The 17,077-nt window shown below is 33.3% G+C and carries 15 protein-coding genes; 10 read left to right on the top strand and 5 right to left on the bottom strand.

All coding sequences use genetic code 11. From position 1 onward, the window contains the following. Window positions 1-69 precede the first annotated feature (69 nt). The gene (locus KO500_RS03195; protein WP_215955056.1) at window positions 70-294 is read right to left on the bottom strand and encodes a hypothetical protein; all 225 of its coding nucleotides are present in this window, start codon (window positions 292-294) and stop codon (window positions 70-72) included. A gap of 777 nt (window positions 295-1,071) precedes the next feature. Here KO500_RS03195 and KO500_RS03190 point away from each other — a divergent pair. Continuing rightward, window positions 1,072-1,962 (top strand): BPSS1187 family protein, encoded by an 891-nt coding sequence (locus KO500_RS03190; protein WP_215955055.1) that lies wholly within the window; start codon window positions 1,072-1,074, stop codon window positions 1,960-1,962. A 21-nt stretch (window positions 1,963-1,983) separates the two neighbouring features. Then, window positions 1,984-2,811 (top strand): aspartate/glutamate racemase family protein, encoded by an 828-nt coding sequence (locus KO500_RS03185; RefSeq protein ID WP_215955054.1) that lies wholly within the window; start codon window positions 1,984-1,986, stop codon window positions 2,809-2,811. An 18-nt stretch (window positions 2,812-2,829) separates the two neighbouring features. On the opposite strand, the gene KO500_RS03180 is transcribed toward KO500_RS03185, so the two are convergent. Then, window positions 2,830-4,173, bottom strand: coding sequence for an MBL fold metallo-hydrolase (locus KO500_RS03180; protein WP_215955053.1), 1,344 nt, complete (start codon window positions 4,171-4,173; stop codon window positions 2,830-2,832). 58 nt (window positions 4,174-4,231) lie between these two features. Further along, window positions 4,232-4,897 carry a peroxiredoxin gene (locus KO500_RS03175; RefSeq protein ID WP_215955052.1) on the bottom strand — a complete coding sequence of 222 codons (666 nt, stop codon included), beginning with the start codon at window positions 4,895-4,897 and terminating at the stop codon, window positions 4,232-4,234. Between the two features lie 271 nt (window positions 4,898-5,168). On the opposite strand from KO500_RS03175, the gene KO500_RS03170 reads away from it, so the two are divergent. From KO500_RS03170 to KO500_RS03160, 3 genes are all read left to right on the top strand, one after another. Continuing rightward, window positions 5,169-5,654 (top strand): dual specificity protein phosphatase family protein, encoded by a 486-nt coding sequence (locus KO500_RS03170; protein ID WP_215955051.1) that lies wholly within the window; start codon window positions 5,169-5,171, stop codon window positions 5,652-5,654. Window positions 5,655-5,832: 178 nt separating this feature from the next. After that, window positions 5,833-7,536, top strand: coding sequence for a hypothetical protein (locus KO500_RS03165; protein WP_215955050.1), 1,704 nt, complete (start codon window positions 5,833-5,835; stop codon window positions 7,534-7,536). 115 nt (window positions 7,537-7,651) lie between these two features. Then, window positions 7,652-7,918 carry a SemiSWEET family sugar transporter gene (locus tag KO500_RS03160; protein WP_215955049.1) on the top strand — a complete coding sequence of 89 codons (267 nt, stop codon included), beginning with the start codon at window positions 7,652-7,654 and terminating at the stop codon, window positions 7,916-7,918. On the opposite strand, the gene KO500_RS03155 is transcribed toward KO500_RS03160, so the two are convergent. Together KO500_RS03155 and KO500_RS03150 are read right to left on the bottom strand one after the other, a co-directional pair. Next, window positions 7,915-8,484, bottom strand: a complete 570-nt coding sequence (locus KO500_RS03155; RefSeq protein ID WP_215955048.1) for a hypothetical protein — start codon at window positions 8,482-8,484, stop codon at window positions 7,915-7,917. The two genes, KO500_RS03160 and KO500_RS03155, sit on opposite strands and share 4 nt — an antisense overlap. Before the next feature lie 137 nt (window positions 8,485-8,621). Beyond that, window positions 8,622-8,954: a rhodanese-like domain-containing protein gene (locus KO500_RS03150; protein WP_215955047.1), complete on the bottom strand. Its 333-nt coding sequence runs from the start codon at window positions 8,952-8,954 to the stop codon at window positions 8,622-8,624. A 391-nt stretch (window positions 8,955-9,345) separates the two neighbouring features. On the opposite strand from KO500_RS03150, the gene KO500_RS03145 reads away from it, so the two are divergent. From KO500_RS03145 to KO500_RS03130, 5 genes are all read left to right on the top strand, one after another. Continuing rightward, window positions 9,346-10,551, top strand: a complete 1,206-nt coding sequence (locus tag KO500_RS03145) for a site-specific integrase (RefSeq protein WP_215955046.1) — start codon at window positions 9,346-9,348, stop codon at window positions 10,549-10,551. A 52-nt stretch (window positions 10,552-10,603) separates the two neighbouring features. After that, window positions 10,604-10,912, top strand: a complete 309-nt coding sequence (locus KO500_RS17535; protein WP_354668431.1) for a DUF6660 family protein — start codon at window positions 10,604-10,606, stop codon at window positions 10,910-10,912. 123 nt (window positions 10,913-11,035) lie between these two features. Beyond that, the gene (locus KO500_RS03140) at window positions 11,036-15,379 is read left to right on the top strand and encodes a CusA/CzcA family heavy metal efflux RND transporter (RefSeq protein ID WP_215955612.1); all 4,344 of its coding nucleotides are present in this window, start codon (window positions 11,036-11,038) and stop codon (window positions 15,377-15,379) included. A 3-nt stretch (window positions 15,380-15,382) separates the two neighbouring features. After that, a complete protein-coding gene (locus tag KO500_RS03135; RefSeq protein WP_215955045.1) occupies window positions 15,383-16,582 on the top strand; it encodes an efflux RND transporter periplasmic adaptor subunit in 1,200 nt (399 codons plus the stop codon). A 22-nt stretch (window positions 16,583-16,604) separates the two neighbouring features. Next, entirely contained in the window at window positions 16,605-17,021 is a 417-nt protein-coding gene (locus KO500_RS03130) for a Fur family transcriptional regulator (RefSeq protein WP_215955044.1), read from the top strand. The last annotated feature ends 56 nt before the right edge of the window (window positions 17,022-17,077 follow it).

The raw sequence follows: 17,077 nt of genomic DNA, 5'->3' as shown, positions 1-17,077 counted from the left end.
AAAGCTATGTGAATGATTTATTATTGTGGATACATATTTGATTGACTCAAACCAGTAATTCAGTAAAAATTAAGATAATTTAGCGATATCCTCTTTAGTAATGAATGATAATTCGTTTATAATTCTTGAATTTCTATTCTTGTATAAACGTGCAGTGGAAGTTTCGTATGAAGTTTTTGTAACAATAGTCATTGCTGTTGTTTCTACTTTTATTTCTTTTTCTTTAGCTGCTTCTTGAGCTTGAGCAGTTACTCCGATAAAAATTAAAGCGATAGTTAAAAGTACAGTTTTCATAAATTGCGTTTTGTTACACTAGTATAACGCTGTGAATATTGTTTTAATAGGTTGTGATTCGCTCAACGACCTTATTTTTCGATGTAGTGAAAAATATCAGATTAGGTGTAAAAAACTAGGGTAAATGACACAGGTATTATTTTCATGTTACCGATGTAAACTGTAGTTCATCTATTGTTGTTGTATTATGTTGAGAACTTTGGTGTTAGAATTTTTAAGAAAAGTTTAATTCTTTTTTTATAATAAAAAGCAACTATTTACGCTTTTAGGTATCTGAAGAGTATAATAGATTAATGTAATGAAAGAGTTATTCGAGTATTTCTTAAGAAGCATTAATACATATCCTATTGTTTCAATAGTAGTTTGTGCATTGGTGGTTTCTTTTTTAGTGTATTTAGAAATAAAAAAGAATTTTAGAAAAAAAGCCTAGTTTTAAAAATTAGGATTATTTACTATAATAATAACATACATCTAGTTTTAAAAAAGTAAGAAAAACCAACTATATTTAGTTGGTTTTTTGTTTTAATAAATGTAATCTAAATATTAAACATTATTAGTGGTTGTAATACTACTTTAATCTATTTGTTATATGTTAAATTACACTTGTGAACCTGTTATAATATTTGAGATAGATAACCAATATGGTGTATTAAATGATCTTTTTTTAAGAATTCATAAAATCAAATATCATAAAGTTTTAAGCTGTGTTCAATTGTATTAATTTTTCTATTTTTAACTACTTTAAAATTTAAATTTTAGGTATAAAAATAGAAGTGAATGAAGCGATTTATTATTTTTCAATGGTGTGCAGTATTATTTTTTAATTATTCTTTTGCTCAAAAAGATTTTTCTTTTCCAATCTCACATAAAGTATTTGAAATAGAACCCTCTAAAACAGATGCTAGAATTACTGAGGCTAACACTCCACATTTAATTGCGTACGATACCACTATAAAACAAGGAAAGCTCTTATTATTTATGCCTGGTACAAATGGTATTGCGCTCCGAGGACCTAAAAAATTATTTTTGACTGCCATAGAACAAGGGTACAGGGTAATCAATATATCTTATATAAATACACCTGCAGTTGCAAGAATATGTAAAGATGAAAATTTAGAGGCAGATGCTAAATGTACAGATGCTTTTAGAACAAGAAGAATTTTTGGCACTAACGAATTTCCACTAATTGCCGATCAACCATACGATGCTATTGAAAATAGATTGGTGAAGCTTCTTCAATATCTTTCAAAAATTGATAAAGATGCTAATTGGAATATGTATTTAAATGGGGATCACCCTAATTGGGAAGAAATTGCTCTTGCAGGGCAATCACAAGGAGGAGGAATGGCCGCATTTATAGCGAAAGACCATTTAGTAGCAAGAGTAATTGACTTTTCTGGTGGTTGGGATTATAGTGCAAAAAATAAGATAGCGACTTGGTATGCAAAAAAAAGTACAACACCATTAGACCGATGGTATGGTACCTACCATGCTCAAGAGCCAATGGCAAAAACGATTAGAGAAACTTACCTTGCAATGAAAATACCAGAAAGACATATTTACGCATTCGATTTAGATTTTCCTGAAGGGAAAAAAGCACATTCCAATGCCATTAGAAATATAAATTACAAAAAAGAGTGGATAGATTTATTAGGTAGAGGAAATTAATATAGAAAAACAAATTATTATATGCAGTTTATTAAAAAATATGGTTTAAGTCTTTTGTTTTTAGGTTTTTTATCATGTAATAATGTAAGAGAAAAGAAAGAAAAGTTGGAAGAAGAATATTTAGATACACATATTGAGAAAGTTGATGATAGAATGAATGTATTAGGTCTTATTGGTGGTACATCATGGCATTCTACGGTAGAATATTATACAGCTATAAATACAGCTGTTAATAAAAATTTTGGCAACAACACCAACCCACCATTAATTGTTTATACTATAAACCAATCTGAGGTTCACAGGTTTCAAAAAGAAAATAAATGGGATTCTATAGCCAATATGTTAGTTAGTGCGGGTAAACATTTAACTGATGCTGGTGCAAAATCAGTTATGTTTTGTGCAAATACACCACATAAAATGTATGATGAAGTGCAAAGTAAATTAGATATTCCTGTAATTCATATTGCAGATGCAACCGCGAAAGAAATTAATAAAGAAGGAATTAAAAAAGTTGGCTTTTTAGGTACAAAATACAGCATGCAAGGTGATTTTATTACAGGCAGAATTGAAAAAAACGGAATTGAAGTTGTTGTACCCGAAGATGAAGAGGTTATTAATGAATTGCAAAGAATTATTGAAGAAGAACTTACCTATGGTGTAGTTGAAAAAGATTCTAAAAAATATGTGTTGAACGTAATTAGTAACTTGAAAGAAAAAGGGGCTACAGGTATTGTACTTGGTTGCACAGAATTTCCTTTAATGATTTTTCAAGATGATTTAGAAACACCAATATTTGATACTACAGAAATACATTCTAAAGCAGCTGTAGATTATATTTTAAAGCGATAATTTTTGTGTGAATGAATTTTATAAAAATTCATTCACATAATCACTTAAATCATATATAGTTATACTCTTTATTAGCTTAGATAGTATGCTACTACCTATAGCGCTTCTATAGCCACCAGCACAATGAACTACGATTGGTTTATCTAAAGGTACTTTTCCTTCTGAACTTCTCAATTCATTTAAAGGGATTGATATTGAGTTTTTAAATATTTTAATATTGTCAATTTCGCTTTTGTTTCTGATGTCTATTATTGTGTAATTATCAGGATTGTTTTTAAAGTCATTAATGTCTAAAATTTTAGTAGAAGAAAAATTTGAATTATCTAACGTTAAAGTTCCTTTTAATTGTTTTTCGTATCCAATTTTTGCAACTCTATTTAAAATTACTTCTTTATTTTTTATAGAATCTAAAATTACATAGAATGGTTCCTCAGGTTTAATTATTGAGCCTAACCATGTTTCAAATTTATCGTTTTCTGAATTAGCCATGATGTTTATAGCATTTTCTAAATGATTTTGTTTAAATACTTTTTGATTTCTAATATCTATTAGAACAGTGTTTTCATTATTTAATTGGTCAACTTTAAAACGAAATAAAGGTTTAGAAATGTTATACTTTAAGTTTTTAGCACCATTTTTATTAATAGCTACATTATAGCCAAAATATGAAGGAATAAATGGCTGGTCTTTTAAAATGTGTGTAACAAATTCATCTTCTGAAGTACCCTTAAAAGCCCAATTTTCTTCTCGCTCTCTTTTTAAAGTGCTAGATGAATCAGTACTCATATTTTTACCACATAATGATCCAGCACCATGTGTAGGGTAAATAACAGTATCATCGGGTAAATTATTAAATTTATTCTGTATGGTATGATACATATTTTTTGCTAACTCTTCTCTTTTGGCTTTTATGTTACCAGCCTTTTCTCTTAAATCTGGCCTTCCTACATCACCTATAAATAGAGTGTCTCCTGAAAACATAGCAACATTATTTTCCTCGTCTTTTGCGATAATTGTAATACTATCTGGTGAATGTCCTGGTGTATTTATAGCTTCAAAAGTTATTCCATCCATTTTAAGATTATCACCATCATCAAAAGAATTATGAGGGTAATTAGCATTTACTAATTTACTAGTGTATATAGTTGCTCCAGTTTCATTATGTAGCTGCAAGTGACTACTAACAAAATCTGCGTGAGGGTGTGTTTCAAAAATTGCAATTATTTTTGCGTTATATTTTTCTGCTAATAAATAGTATTGTTCTGGATTTCTTGTAGGATCTACTATAGCCATTTTGCCATTACTAACTATGGCATAAGAATAATGTGCTAAAGGCTTATCTTCAAATTGTATAATGTTCATATTGTAATTTTTATATTACCAGCCTTATTACTAATAATAAAGCCGGCAATTAATTTTTTTAAATATTTTTTTTAGCTAAATACCATGAAGTTTTTTCTAGTGAATTATCTTCAATTCTTTCATTTAATTCATCTAAATTTTTAGGAGCGCCAACAGTAACTTTATCTCCTTTTTTCCAATCTAAGGGCATTGCTACTTTATGTTCATCAGAAGTTTGTAAAGCTTCAAGTGCTCTTAAAATTTCATCCATATTTCTGCCAACATTTAAAGGGTAGTACATAACGAGCCTAATTTTTTTCTTAGGATCTATAAAAAATACTGCGCGCACTGCAGCAGTCTCACTTTCATTTGGTTGTAGCATTCCGTATAATTTAGATATTTTCATATCTAAATCGGCAATTATAGGAAAATCAAAATATATTCCTGTAGTTTCTCTTACGTTTTGTACCCAACCTAAATGGGCATGAATACTGTCTATGCTGAGCCCAAGTAGTTCTGTGTTCAATTTGTCAAATTCACTTTTTCTGGTTGCAAAACCACTCATTTCTGTTGTGCATACTGGAGTAAAGTCTGCAGGATGAGAAAACATTACGATCCATTTATCTGTAGCGTAATCAGATAGCTTTATTTTACCTTTTGTTGTTACAGCATTAAAATCAGGAGCTAAATCACCAATTCTTGGCATTGAAATAAATTCTTTTTGTGTTGTTTTTAGAGTATCCATTTTATTTGTTTTTGAATTTTGATACTGTAAAACTACTAGCAATAACTTCGGTTAATTGTAACAAGTGTTACTTATCCTAATGTATTATTCTATGCAATTATAAGTTTTTTCGATAGTTGAAAAACTATATATTTATGTTAAAATAAGCCAGCTAAAATTTATGAAATTGTAATTTTAATACGGAGAATACAAATTACAAATAATGAGGTTTAAAAGTAGTTTTAAAATAATTCTAGTATCAGCGATTTTAATTTTTAGTTATTGCAACACAATGGCACAGAACGACGCTAAAAAAATAATATCTAAGCATTTTAAAAATTTATACCAAATAAATGATTCGTTATATAGATCAGAGCAGTTTAAGAAAAAAGGAGTCAGTTACCTTCAATCTCTTGGAATTTCAACTATAATTAATTTAAGAAGAGTTAAAACTGACGATAAAAAGATAAAGGGTACTACTTTAAAAGTGGTGCAAATACCTATGAAAGCTGGAATATTAAGTGAGAAGGATATCACTAAAGCTCTAAAAGCAATTAAAAAAGCTAAGCATTCTGTTTTGGTGCATTGTTGGCATGGCTCTGATCGTACTGGTGCTGTAATAGCGGCATATAGAATGGTGTTTGAAAGTTGGACAAAGGAAGATGCTATAAAAGAGTTTAGAAGAGTAGAGTTTGGATATCATGAAAAAATGTACCCAAATTTAATAGAATTGTTACGAGATTTAGACGTAGAAAAAATTAAGAATAAACTTGATTAAATAAGCATTATAGCTTAGGATTCATTAATTATACCTTTATTTAATTAGGTATACTTTATTAATTTAACTTAAATGAAAGAAAACGTTATCTATCATTTAAGTTAAATTAATTTTTTTTTGCGATTATTTAAAATTTGCAATATTTGGAACTTCGAGGAAACAAAAAAATCCAATTATTATGAAACGATTATTCCTCACAATTATACTTAGTGCAACAACTTTTGGAAGTTATGCGTCTGCAAACCAAATAGAAATAGAAACAACAACAATTAACTCGCAATTTTTTGTAGCAATTATTTCGGGAGTTCTTTTGGCACTAATTTTTCAAATTATTTTAACAGCCTTGTCTGTCGCAATGGGCATTACTATGATTGGTAATGTTAAAGAAAATTATGTGAACGGTAAGGTGAATCCATCAAATTCTGTAGACAAAAAAGATTTTGAGTTTGATCAAAATTATGGAGATAATGGTATTTCAGCGGGTGTTAAGGTAAGTTCTACTTTCGGAATTTGGTCTTTAGTAACTACTGCAATTTCTCTTTTTGGTGCTAGTGCTTTAGCTTTAAATTTAAGCTTTCTTGGTAGTACGGCTTCAAATTTAACGGTAGCTTTAGTTATTTGGGCTTTATTCTTTTTAATATTATTTTATTTAGAAACTAAGATTGTAAATACTGTAATAGGTGGGTTGGTGACAACTGCAACATCAGGCCTAAAAAGTTCAGCAAATTTGGTAAAAGAAATGTTTACAAAATCTGAAGACAAAAAAATTGAAAGCACAATTCATAGTACTATTGATAAAATTAGAAAAGAGTTTGATGTGAATTTAAATACATCAGAATTAACATCTGTATTAGATAAATTCTTTACAAAGGTAGATGACAAATTACCTGATTACGATAAGTTGAAAAAAGATTTAGAAGATGTAGCTAAGAAAAGTAGAAACAAAAATTCTTCAGGTAAGTACATGGCGATACAGCAAGTTTTAACAAAAGCAATTGAAAAAGCTGATAAAACTAATGATAGTAGTGATAAAGAAGGAAAATTAGCTCAATTAAAAACTATTCTTTCTGAATTTAAAGATGCCTATTCTAGTGATGACTCTACTTTAGAAGGTGTAAAAGATATTGTTACGGAATATACTTCAATTGAGAAATCTCAAATAGATGAAAAAATCAATGAAGTAAAAGATTATATATCAAAAGCAACCACAGATACTTTTTCAAGTGAAAGTTTTAATGAAGATTTTAGTGCGATATTATCTGACCCAAAATCTGCTGGTGCAATTATATCTTCAAAATTCAGTGAGTTTGATAGAAACGAGATAATTGAAACACTATCTAAAAATACAGCATTAGATAAAGAGCAGCTCAATAATTATGCTGATAAAATTGATGGAGTAATTAGTGATACTCGTAAAACTATAGAAGAGAATGATATAAATACGATTAAAGCTGGAACAGAAAAATCAATAGCTAATTTCTTAAGTGCTGCCAATAAACAAGAACTGAATTATGATGATTTAAAACGTGATTTAAATGCAGTATTAGATAATCCAAAAGATTCTATGGCTATCATAAAATCTCGTTTAAGTAAAATGGATGCTGATACGGTGAAAGCACTTGTAACTAACAATAAGTATATTGATGAAGAACAAATTGATAACGTAACTTCTAAGGTAAATGAAACAATTGCCGCTATAAAATCTAAAGTAACTTCTATTGAGCAAAAAGCACATGAGCAGTTAGAAATGACTAAACGAAAAGCAGTTATTCAAGCAGAACATACAAGAGCAACTGCAGCTTCTGCTGCATGGTGGTTGGTAATAACCGTTATTCTTTCAGGTGTAGCATCAATGGTGGGTGCTTGGTTAGAGATAAGTTAATTACATATTATATAACAATTAAAAAAAAGAGAATATCAAATTCAGGTATTCTCTTTTTTATATAAACTAAATATTAAATATTATAGAATTGTAATTTTTATTAACAACCATCATTATGGAACTAGATATTAAAGAAGTTATTGGTGTTTTGGCAGGTGTTTTTACCACAATAGCTGTGTTGCCTCAAATTGTAAAGGCTGTAAAAACACAAAAAGTTTCTGATATAAGTCCGTTCATGTATATAATATTATGCATTGGAGTAGGTATGTGGACTATCTATGGGGTAATGAAAAAGGATTGGCCAATTATTATTACAAACGGAATATCACTTGTATTTAATAGTGTGATGCTTTATATTCTAATAACACAAGATAAAGACTAGTGTTCATTTTCAATTTTTTCCTTTTCATTTTCAATTTTTTTATCAGCTTCTTCTTTTGAAAGCATTGGATGATCTTCACCCAAACCAATGATAGCAATTAGATTGGTCACGGCTGTATAAAGCATTAAAATTACAGTTATCATTAAACCACTTACTATAGAAGTAGACGCTAAAGTTATCCAATAAATAATACGATACCATGATGTTGGTATGTTTTCAGATTCGGCTATCGGAATATTAAAAAATTGAAATAGTATTAATGAAGAAATAAACAATATAACATCAAATTTAGCAATACTTAATACTTGCTTATAATATCTTTTTTTAAGTGTGTTGCGGGAACCGCTACTAATACTTAATACCGTTAGTAATAAAGCTAGAATAGTTGCTGATGCTAATACGATGGTGTTGCATAGCATATTTAAACCACTTAATGATACTTTTAAAAGGTGTTTTGCTTCGTAACCAGAAATGTTTCCCAATAAAAATACACCAACACCAGTAAAAACAGTAGCAATTATTCCACCGTATATCGCATTTTTATTATCCTCTATAAAGCTAAGCATGGCATCAATTAGTTTTTGTAAAATAAAAACTAATTTTTATTCATTAATAATTGATGCGGTTTAATAATTAACCTAATTAAATTGTTGTTTTATACACACATTGAAAAATTAAAATAGAATTAATGAAGAGTTAATCTCTAGGCCATAAAACCGCCTCTTAAATCATATATTTCTTTAAAGCCTAAATTATCTAGTGTTTTTGCAGCCTTGCCACTTCTAGCTCCTGAACGACAATAGATATAAACAGGTTTTTCTTTATCCAATTTATTAAACTCTATTTCAAAAATTTCTGGTTGATAAAAATCGATGTTGATTGCATTTTTAATAGCCCCAGTTTTATATTCTTGTGGAGATCTTACATCAACTAATTGTAATTTTTTAGTATTACTTATTGCATCTTTAAATTCTGTAGATGAAAGTTTTTTTATGTTTTTTGATTTGTTACCGAATAATAGGTTAAGTAAAGACATAATTAGTTTTTAAGTTTAGATATCTAAATTTTATGTAAAACTAATTTTATTATAAGTGAAAGACGGTAACAAAAGTTACAATGATAGTTGTTTTATAAAATTTATAGAGCTGATAATTAAGAGCGTATATGTAAAGATAATTTGCTATAAAATAAAAAAACCACTTCGTTAGAAGTGGTTTTAATTAGTAGCGGGAACTGGACTCGAACCAGTGACCTTCGGGTTATGAGTTTTTGATACTATTACATCAAATTACCCTAAAACCCTTTATATACTATACTTTAAAGCCTCGTTAATTAATTTTGATATCATCTGATATCAATAAATATCATCATTTGTTGTACCTATGTTGTACCCAAAATTGTTATCTTTATAGCCCAAAGGTAATATTATGGCAACAGTTAGAGTAGTTTTAAGAAAGAAAAAGAATAAAGCAGGTTTATACCCTATTGCTATACGTATTACTAAAGACCGAAAAAGTTCTTATTTAAATACTGGTCAATATATCGAAGAAAAATTTTGGGACGAAAAAAATCGTAACGTTCGAAAGTCTCACCCGAACTCTCAGGTATTGAATAATTTTATCTTATCCAAAGTTGCAGAGGCGAATGATAAGGTTCTAAAATCCGAAATGACAACGGAATATGAAACTGTTTCTGAAATAAAGGATAAAATTGTAGTTTCAAAAAAGCTTGGTTTTTTTGATGTTGCTGATATGCATCTTCAAAATCTAAAAAACAGAAATAAGCATCATCAATATGATACTGAGCTTGGACGACTAAAAAGATTCAAAGAATTTTTAGGTAAGGATTCTATAGCGTTTAATAAACTTAACGTTACAATTCTTAAAAAGTTTGAAGCCCATTTATTGCATACCAGAAAACTTTCGCCTAGAACCGTTGTAAATTACCTCATACTAATAAGAACCATTTTTAATTTAGCCATTTCTGAATCGATAACAGATAGAGGGCTTTATCCTTTTGGAAAAGGAAAAATGACTATACGGATTCCTGAGTCCCAAAAAATTGGTTTCACTGCAGATGAAATTCAAAAGCTAGAAAATGCAAAAGATATCACTGAAGCGCAACAAAAGGCAATTCATATATGGCTTATCAGTTTTTACTTTGCGGGTATACGCGTTGGTGATGTTTTGAAATTAAAGTGGTCAGATTTTAATGATGATAGGTTGCTGTATCGAATGAATAAAAACAGTAAACTTGTTTCACTTAAAATTCCTGAAAAGGCAATTAAAATTTTTAGTTATTATAAGGTACAACAAACAAATGACGAACTTGTTTTCCCACAGCTAAAAGGCGTAAATCTTGAAGACACAGAGGAAGTCTCTAAAAGAACACAGTCTATTACTCGAAACTTAAATAGAAGGCTACAAATTGCAGCTAAGCAATTTGGAATAAAAAAGAATATAAGTATGCACATTGCAAGGCATAGTTTTGGAAATATATCTGGGGATAAAATTCCAATTCAAATGTTACAAAAATTATATCGTCATTCTTCAGTAACAACCACAATACGTTACCAAGCGAACTTCGTAAATAAAGATGCCGATGATGCGTTGGATAGCGTGGTTAATTTTTGAATAATTCTAACTTTGCAACATAGTTGCACGAAAATCTTTTTATCTTTGTAACTTGAAATACTTCACATTCATATTAGCAATTTACTTTTTAGCACTTAATGGTGTGCCTTGCAGCGATACGGTAAATAGTAATGACGATTCCCAAGTGGTTTCGGTAATTGACTATGATGGTGAGCACGACCAAGACTGTGAATTATGTTCGCCTTTTTGTCATTGTCATTGTTGTCACGCTCATACTATAGATTTTGGCATCACTTCATTCGAACCACAGCTAGATAAAATTTCAAAAAAATACTTCGACCACTTAAATAGCCGAGGTAAAAGTATATCGCTCTCTCTTTTTCAACCTCCCCAGGTATAATTCAGTTTATAGATAGGATAATTATATCCTGTTTTGATATCTCTTTCGTGAGAATATCAATTGTATGCATTTAGTTTTTTCTAAAGCTAAATGTCATCGTTCAACTGAATTAACACCTTTTTTATAATTAATAAAATCATTGATTTTTCAATCAATAACAAATTTATTATTGGTCTGCTTACCCTTGCATTAGTCGGTGCAGGTATTTATAGTATGACCCAAGTTCCTATTGATGCCGTACCAGATATTACAAATAATCAGGTACAGGTCATCACACAATCGCCCAATTTGGGGACTGAAGATATTGAACAATTCGTAACCTATCCCGTAGAGGTAGCAATGAGCAACCTACCCAATGTCAAGGAAATCCGTTCGATTTCTCGTTTTGGACTTTCTGTTGTAACCATTGTATTCGACGATGATGTAGGAACGTATTTGCCCAGACAGCTCGTTGCCGAAAAACTGACAGAAGTACAGGAACAAATACCAATGGGCTTCGGCAAGCCTTCTATGGGGCCAATTTCAACGGGATTAGGGGAAATCTACCAATATACCATTGAAGTGGATAGTGAGCACCAAGACGAATATTCAGCTACTGAACTGCGAACGATTCAGGATTGGATTGTCCGCAGACAGATGGCTATGGTTTCTGGCGTTGTTGAAGTGAATGCCTTCGGTGGACATAAGAAACAGTACGAAGTATCTGTTGACCCAGACGAGCTTCGTGCCATTGGTATCACAATTTCGGATGTGTTTTCCGCTTTGGAAAATAACAACCAAAATACAGGCGGTGCGTATATCGAGCGTAATCATCAAGCTAACTTCATCCGTGGCGAGGGTCTTGCCAGAACTGTTTCGGATATTGAAAATATGGTCGTTAAGACGGTTAACGGTATTCCCATCAAAATAAAAGATGTAGGGGATGTCACAATGGGAAGTGCCGTGCGATATGGTGCGCTGACCAAAGATGGAAAGGGCGAAGCCGTAGGCGGAATGATTTTAATGCTGAAAGGTGCTAATTCCAACGAAGTTATAAAAAATGTTACCCAAAGAATGGAACAGATTCAGCAATCACTTCCAGATGGGGTAAGCATCAAACCCTTCCTTGACCGTAGCGAATTGATTGCGGAAACCACGGGAACAGTAACCGGAAATCTTTTGGAAGGTGGTCTCATTGTAATTTTTGTTTTGGTATTACTTTTGGGTAATTGGCGTGGCGGTTTAATCGTTGCTTCCACCATTCCCCTTTCCTTATTGTTCGCTTTTATCTTAATGTACGTTTTTGACGTATGGGCTAACCTAATGAGTTTGGGGGCTATCGATTTCGGTATTATCGTAGATGGTGCGGTTATCATTGTGGAAAGTACCGTTTTCTTAATGTACTCGTATGTAGTGAAAAAGAAAGCTGTAAGTTCTGAAACGCGGGATGAAATCGCAGCGAAGTCATCAAAAAAGATGATGAATGCCGCTTTTTTTGGTCAGCTCATCATTTTAATTGTATTCCTACCTATTCTCGCTCTCGAAGGTGTTGAGGGCAAGATGTTCCAGCCTATGGCGCTGACCTTCATCTTTGCGATGATTGGGGCAATGTTACTTTGTTTGACTTATGTGCCAATGATTTCGGCTTTATTCCTAAGACCACCAAAATCAGAAAAACAGTCTTATGGCGATAAGTTTGTGCATTGGGTAGAGCAAAAGTATGAGCCACTACTTACTAAATCACTCGTCAAGGGTAAAGTGATTATAGGCATTGCCGTTGCACTTTTTGTAGTTGCCATTTTTGCTTTTACCAGAATGGGCGGCGAGTTCATACCACAATTGGACGAAGGCGATATTGCTTTCCACGCCATTTTAAAGCCTGGTAGTTCTCTTACTGAAACCATTGAGACCACAACAAAAATCGAGCGTATTGTAAAAGCAGAATTTCCAGAAGTAGAAACTATCATAAGCCGTATCGGTGTGGCCGATGTGCCTACCGACCCTATGCCAATGGATATTGCCGATGTATTCGTCATCTTAAAACCAAGCGATGAGTGGACATCGGCCGAAAGTAAGGGTGAACTGGTACAAAAAATGAAGGATGCCATCAGTATCGTTCCAGGTGTCAATTTTGAATTTACACAACCAATCGAGATGCGATTCAACGAATTACTTACGGGTGTCCGTGAAGATGTTGCTATTAAATTATTCGGGGAAGATTTGGATGTGTTAGCAAGCAAGGCTGAGGAAATGGGCAAAATAATAGCGACTGTTCCTGGTGTTGCAGATATGAAAGTAGAGGCCACGGACGGACTGCCACAAATAACCATTGATTACAACAGGAACAAGTTGGCACAATACGGTCTAGAAATTAACCAACTCAATAATGTAGTCCAAGCCTCTTTTGCTGGTGGAAAGGCAGGCGTAATTTTTGAAGGTGAAAAAAGATTTGATTTGGTAGTTAGACTGCAAAAGGAAAGTAGAGCGAGTATCGAGGACGTCCAAAACCTATTCATCAACCTTCCTAACGGTTCGCAAATCCCGCTACGGGAAATTGCAGACGTTAGCTACGAACCCGGTCCAATGCAGATAAGTCGCGATAATACCAACCGTAGAACATATGTGGGTATCAATATCCGCGACCGTGATGTTAAATCGGTAGTAGAAGATATTCAGGCAAAACTGGATGCTCAATTTGAGTTGCCCACAGGATATTATTTACGATATGGTGGTGCATTCGAAAATCTCGAACGTGCCAGCAATCGATTACAAACCGTAGTTCCAATTGCCTTAATACTAATTTTTATCTTGATTTATTTCGCATTAAAATCCTTTCCGCAGACCTTGATGATTTATGTAGCCATTCCGATGGCAACCATAGGCGGCGTGTTCGCCCTGTGGTTAAGAGATATGCCCTTTAGTATTTCAGCAGGGGTAGGTTTTATCGTGCTTTTTGGGGTAGCGGTACTGAACGGATTGGTAATGATAAGTGGACTTAATGAACTGAAAAATGAAGGCGTTACCGACCTAAAACAGCGAATAATGGAAGGCACTAAACGTAGAATACGTCCTATTATGCTAACGGCTTTTACTGATATTTTAGGGTTTCTTCCAATGGCTATTTCAGCATCAGCAGGGGCTGAAGTACAGCGACCATTGGCTACTGTTGTCATTGGCGGATTACTAACTTCGACACTCTTGACACTTTTTATCCTTCCTGTTTTTTATCAATGGGTTGAGCAACGTTCGGAACGCAAGATAAAACTTAATCCAAAATTCGTTACTGCAACTGTGGTAGTCTGTTTAATGTTTACATCCACTTTCATTAAAGCGCAGCAAGTTCCACAGAATGATTCCCTACAAGTTATATCATTGGAAAAAGCAGTAGAAGTTTCAAGAGAAAACTACCCGTTATTGAAGATGAAGCAGTTGGAAATCCAAAGACAAACTGCACTCAAAGGCACAGCTTACAATTTTGGCAATACCCAAGTGTTTACAGGTGGTGAAGAAATATCAGATAGTCAGGGTGTTTATACTTTAGTTGGTTTAGGGCAACAGAATATCAACCTATTCGGTATCGGTGCTAAAAAGCGTTTGCAAAAACAGCGTATCGCTTTGGCCGAAACAGCTCTTGACCTTTCTGAACTTCAAGTAGAACAGGAAGTTAAAAAGGCGTGGTCTCAAGCCTATCAACAAAGGCAGAAATTTGAACTGTACCGTGAATTGGATTCTATCTATTCACAATTTGAAAAGGCCATTCAACTCAACTTTGAGGTGGAAGCTATTTCGAGATTAGAATATTCATCGGCAATGAATCAAGCTTTACAAATCAGTAACAAATTGCAACAAGCAGAAAGCGACTATGCTATAGCCTTACAAAAATTGAATCTTTGGTTGGTATCGGACACATATTATTCTGTTCCTGACACTTTAGACGGAAATGAGGTTAGCGTATTGGGAATGAATACGGATTTAGGTAAACACCCTGAATTACAACTTTCTCAAAAGCGCATTTCTGAAGCAGAAGCCAATTATAATGCAGCACGTTCCGATTTGATGCCCAATTTCAACTTACAGGGCGGACTTCAAAGAGTGAATGGTAATAGTGGGTTTTATAGCTATCAAGCAGGTATTTCTATTCCTCTTTTTTCAGGTTCGGAACGTAGCCAAGTAAAAGCTGCCAAAATAGACAGCGAAATTGCAAAAGCAAATGCAGACTTTACCCAACGGCAATTGCAATCTGAATATCAGCAGACAGTACAAGCTTATGAAAAATGGGAAAACTCTTGGGATTTTTACAGAAATAAAGCCTTGCCGCTTGCAGAAGAACAACGCAAAGGCGCATTGCTTGCCTACAAGGAAGGGGCGGTGGACTATGCCGCTTTCACTCAAATCATACGGGATGCCATACAGACCGAAATGGATGCATTGGACGCTCTGGACAATTATTTAAAATCAGTTTTTGAACTACAATATTTCAAACAATAACAAATGAAAAATATATCTAAATATACAGTTATCGGACTATTTACGATGCTCTTAGGCCTAACAGCTTGCGGCGACTCTAAATCTGAGACGGCAGAAAAGAAAGAGGGAAATCCAGCAATGGAAGAAGCACACACGGAAGGCGAAGCTGAAGAAGTGATGCTAACGGCTAAACAGTTCGATGCATTACAAATGAAAATAGACACATTGCAAATGCGAAATATGAGTGGCTATGTGGAAGCAAATGGTCAACTGGAAGTTCCACCCCAGAATGAAGCAACTATTACTTCAGTTGTAGGTGCAAATGTGGTTTCTATCGAAGTAATCGAGGGCGATAAAGTCAACAAAGGGCAAACAGTCGCTTATTTATCCCATCCCAATATCATTCAAAAACAGACCGATTACCTAAATGCATATAGTAATAGCCAATTTCTTAAAAAGGAATTTGAAAGACAAAAAACTTTGTATGATGCTGGTGTGGGTAGTGGCGCCAATTTTCAAAAGGCAGAAGCTCAATATGAGGCATCCCGAAGTATGGCAAACGGTTTAGAAGCACAGCTGCAACAATTAAATGTTAGCGCTTTGGGCGTTAGAAAAGGGACTATTTATCAGCGTGTTGCCTTGCGCAGCCCCATAGAAGGATACGTTCAAAAAGTAGAGGTAAAAACAGGACAATATGTAGAACCGCAGACCGACCTAATGGAAGTTGTGGACACCCGACACGTTCACGCTGATTTGATGGTTTTTGAAAAGGATGTGTATAAAGTCAAAAAGGGTCAAAAGGTTACGTTTAATATACAATCCAATCAAGGAAATGAACTAATCGCAGAAATTTATTCGGTAGGGAAAACTTTTGAACAAAATCCTAAGGCATTGCACGTACACGCTGAAATCGAGAACAAACAAGGCAACCTGATACCGGGAATGTATATTCAAGGGCGTATTCAAACGGATAATGCTATGATGAGGGCAATCCCGGAAAGCGCCATAGCTTCAGATGATAATAGGTCATTTGTCTTTGTAGCTAAAAAAGAAGGTGAAGATTGGCAATTTATGCCTGTGGAAATCAAAAAAAACATCTACGATGGGGAATGGATTTCCGTTGATTTTCTTACAGACCAAGAACCTAATACAAAATATGCCCAAAACAATGCCTACTATCTGATGGCAGAAATGAAAAAAGGCGAAGCGGAACATAGCCATTAATACAGATTAAAACCATCATAAGATGAAAGAAATAGAAAAAACATTAGAAAACAAAAATGTGCGTCCTACGGCAATGCGCATATTGATTTATAAATATATGGCCGAAAAAAAAATCACGTTTGCATTGACCGATATTGAGAATGCTTTTATCAAAGCAGACAGAACCACCTTGTACAGAACCTTAAAAACTTTTGAGGAAAACGGTATCGTGCATCAGATAGACGATGGTACTGGTACAACCAAATATGCCTTATGCGAGCTTGGTTGCAACTGTGAGATAGAACAGGATTTGCACCTGCATTTTCATTGTAGCAACTGCAATGAGACGGTCTGCCTAACGGAACATAAAATTCCACATATCAACCTTCCAGATGGTTACATCGCAGAAGATGCGAATTTGGTACTGAAGGGAATCTGCGAAAAGTGTAGCGGTCAATAAATGCACTTCCGTTGCATTGGTTCTTAACATAAATTTGCTTTTTAATACACAAAAGA

Origin of the sequence: Cellulophaga baltica, from assembly GCF_018861125.1 — a bacterium.
GTDB classification, from domain to species: Bacteria; Bacteroidota; Bacteroidia; order Flavobacteriales; family Flavobacteriaceae; genus Cellulophaga; species Cellulophaga baltica_A.
Note: the sequence above shows the minus strand (reverse complement) of the source record. Positions and strands in the feature narration are given on the sequence as shown.

What these genes read in the sequence shown, in the direction of transcription:
- KO500_RS03130 (WP_215955044.1), top strand. Translation starts at nt 16,605, where the DNA reads ATGAAAGAAATAGAAAAAACATTAGAAAACAAAAATGTGCGTCCTACG.
- KO500_RS03190 (WP_215955055.1), top strand. Translation starts at nt 1,072, where the DNA reads ATGAAGCGATTTATTATTTTTCAATGGTGTGCAGTATTATTTTTTAAT.
- KO500_RS03195 (WP_215955056.1), bottom strand. Translation starts at nt 294, where the DNA reads ATGAAAACTGTACTTTTAACTATCGCTTTAATTTTTATCGGAGTAACT.
- KO500_RS03180 (WP_215955053.1), bottom strand. Translation starts at nt 4,173, where the DNA reads ATGAACATTATACAATTTGAAGATAAGCCTTTAGCACATTATTCTTAT.
- KO500_RS03150 (WP_215955047.1), bottom strand. Translation starts at nt 8,954, where the DNA reads ATGTCTTTACTTAACCTATTATTCGGTAACAAATCAAAAAACATAAAA.
- KO500_RS03145 (WP_215955046.1), top strand. Translation starts at nt 9,346, where the DNA reads ATGGCAACAGTTAGAGTAGTTTTAAGAAAGAAAAAGAATAAAGCAGGT.
- KO500_RS03170 (WP_215955051.1), top strand. Translation starts at nt 5,169, where the DNA reads ATGGCACAGAACGACGCTAAAAAAATAATATCTAAGCATTTTAAAAAT.
- KO500_RS03160 (WP_215955049.1), top strand. Translation starts at nt 7,652, where the DNA reads ATGGAACTAGATATTAAAGAAGTTATTGGTGTTTTGGCAGGTGTTTTT.
- KO500_RS03185 (WP_215955054.1), top strand. Translation starts at nt 1,984, where the DNA reads ATGCAGTTTATTAAAAAATATGGTTTAAGTCTTTTGTTTTTAGGTTTT.
- KO500_RS03175 (WP_215955052.1), bottom strand. Translation starts at nt 4,897, where the DNA reads ATGGATACTCTAAAAACAACACAAAAAGAATTTATTTCAATGCCAAGA.
- KO500_RS03135 (WP_215955045.1), top strand. Translation starts at nt 15,383, where the DNA reads ATGAAAAATATATCTAAATATACAGTTATCGGACTATTTACGATGCTC.
- KO500_RS03165 (WP_215955050.1), top strand. Translation starts at nt 5,833, where the DNA reads ATGAAACGATTATTCCTCACAATTATACTTAGTGCAACAACTTTTGGA.
- KO500_RS03155 (WP_215955048.1), bottom strand. Translation starts at nt 8,484, where the DNA reads ATGCTTAGCTTTATAGAGGATAATAAAAATGCGATATACGGTGGAATA.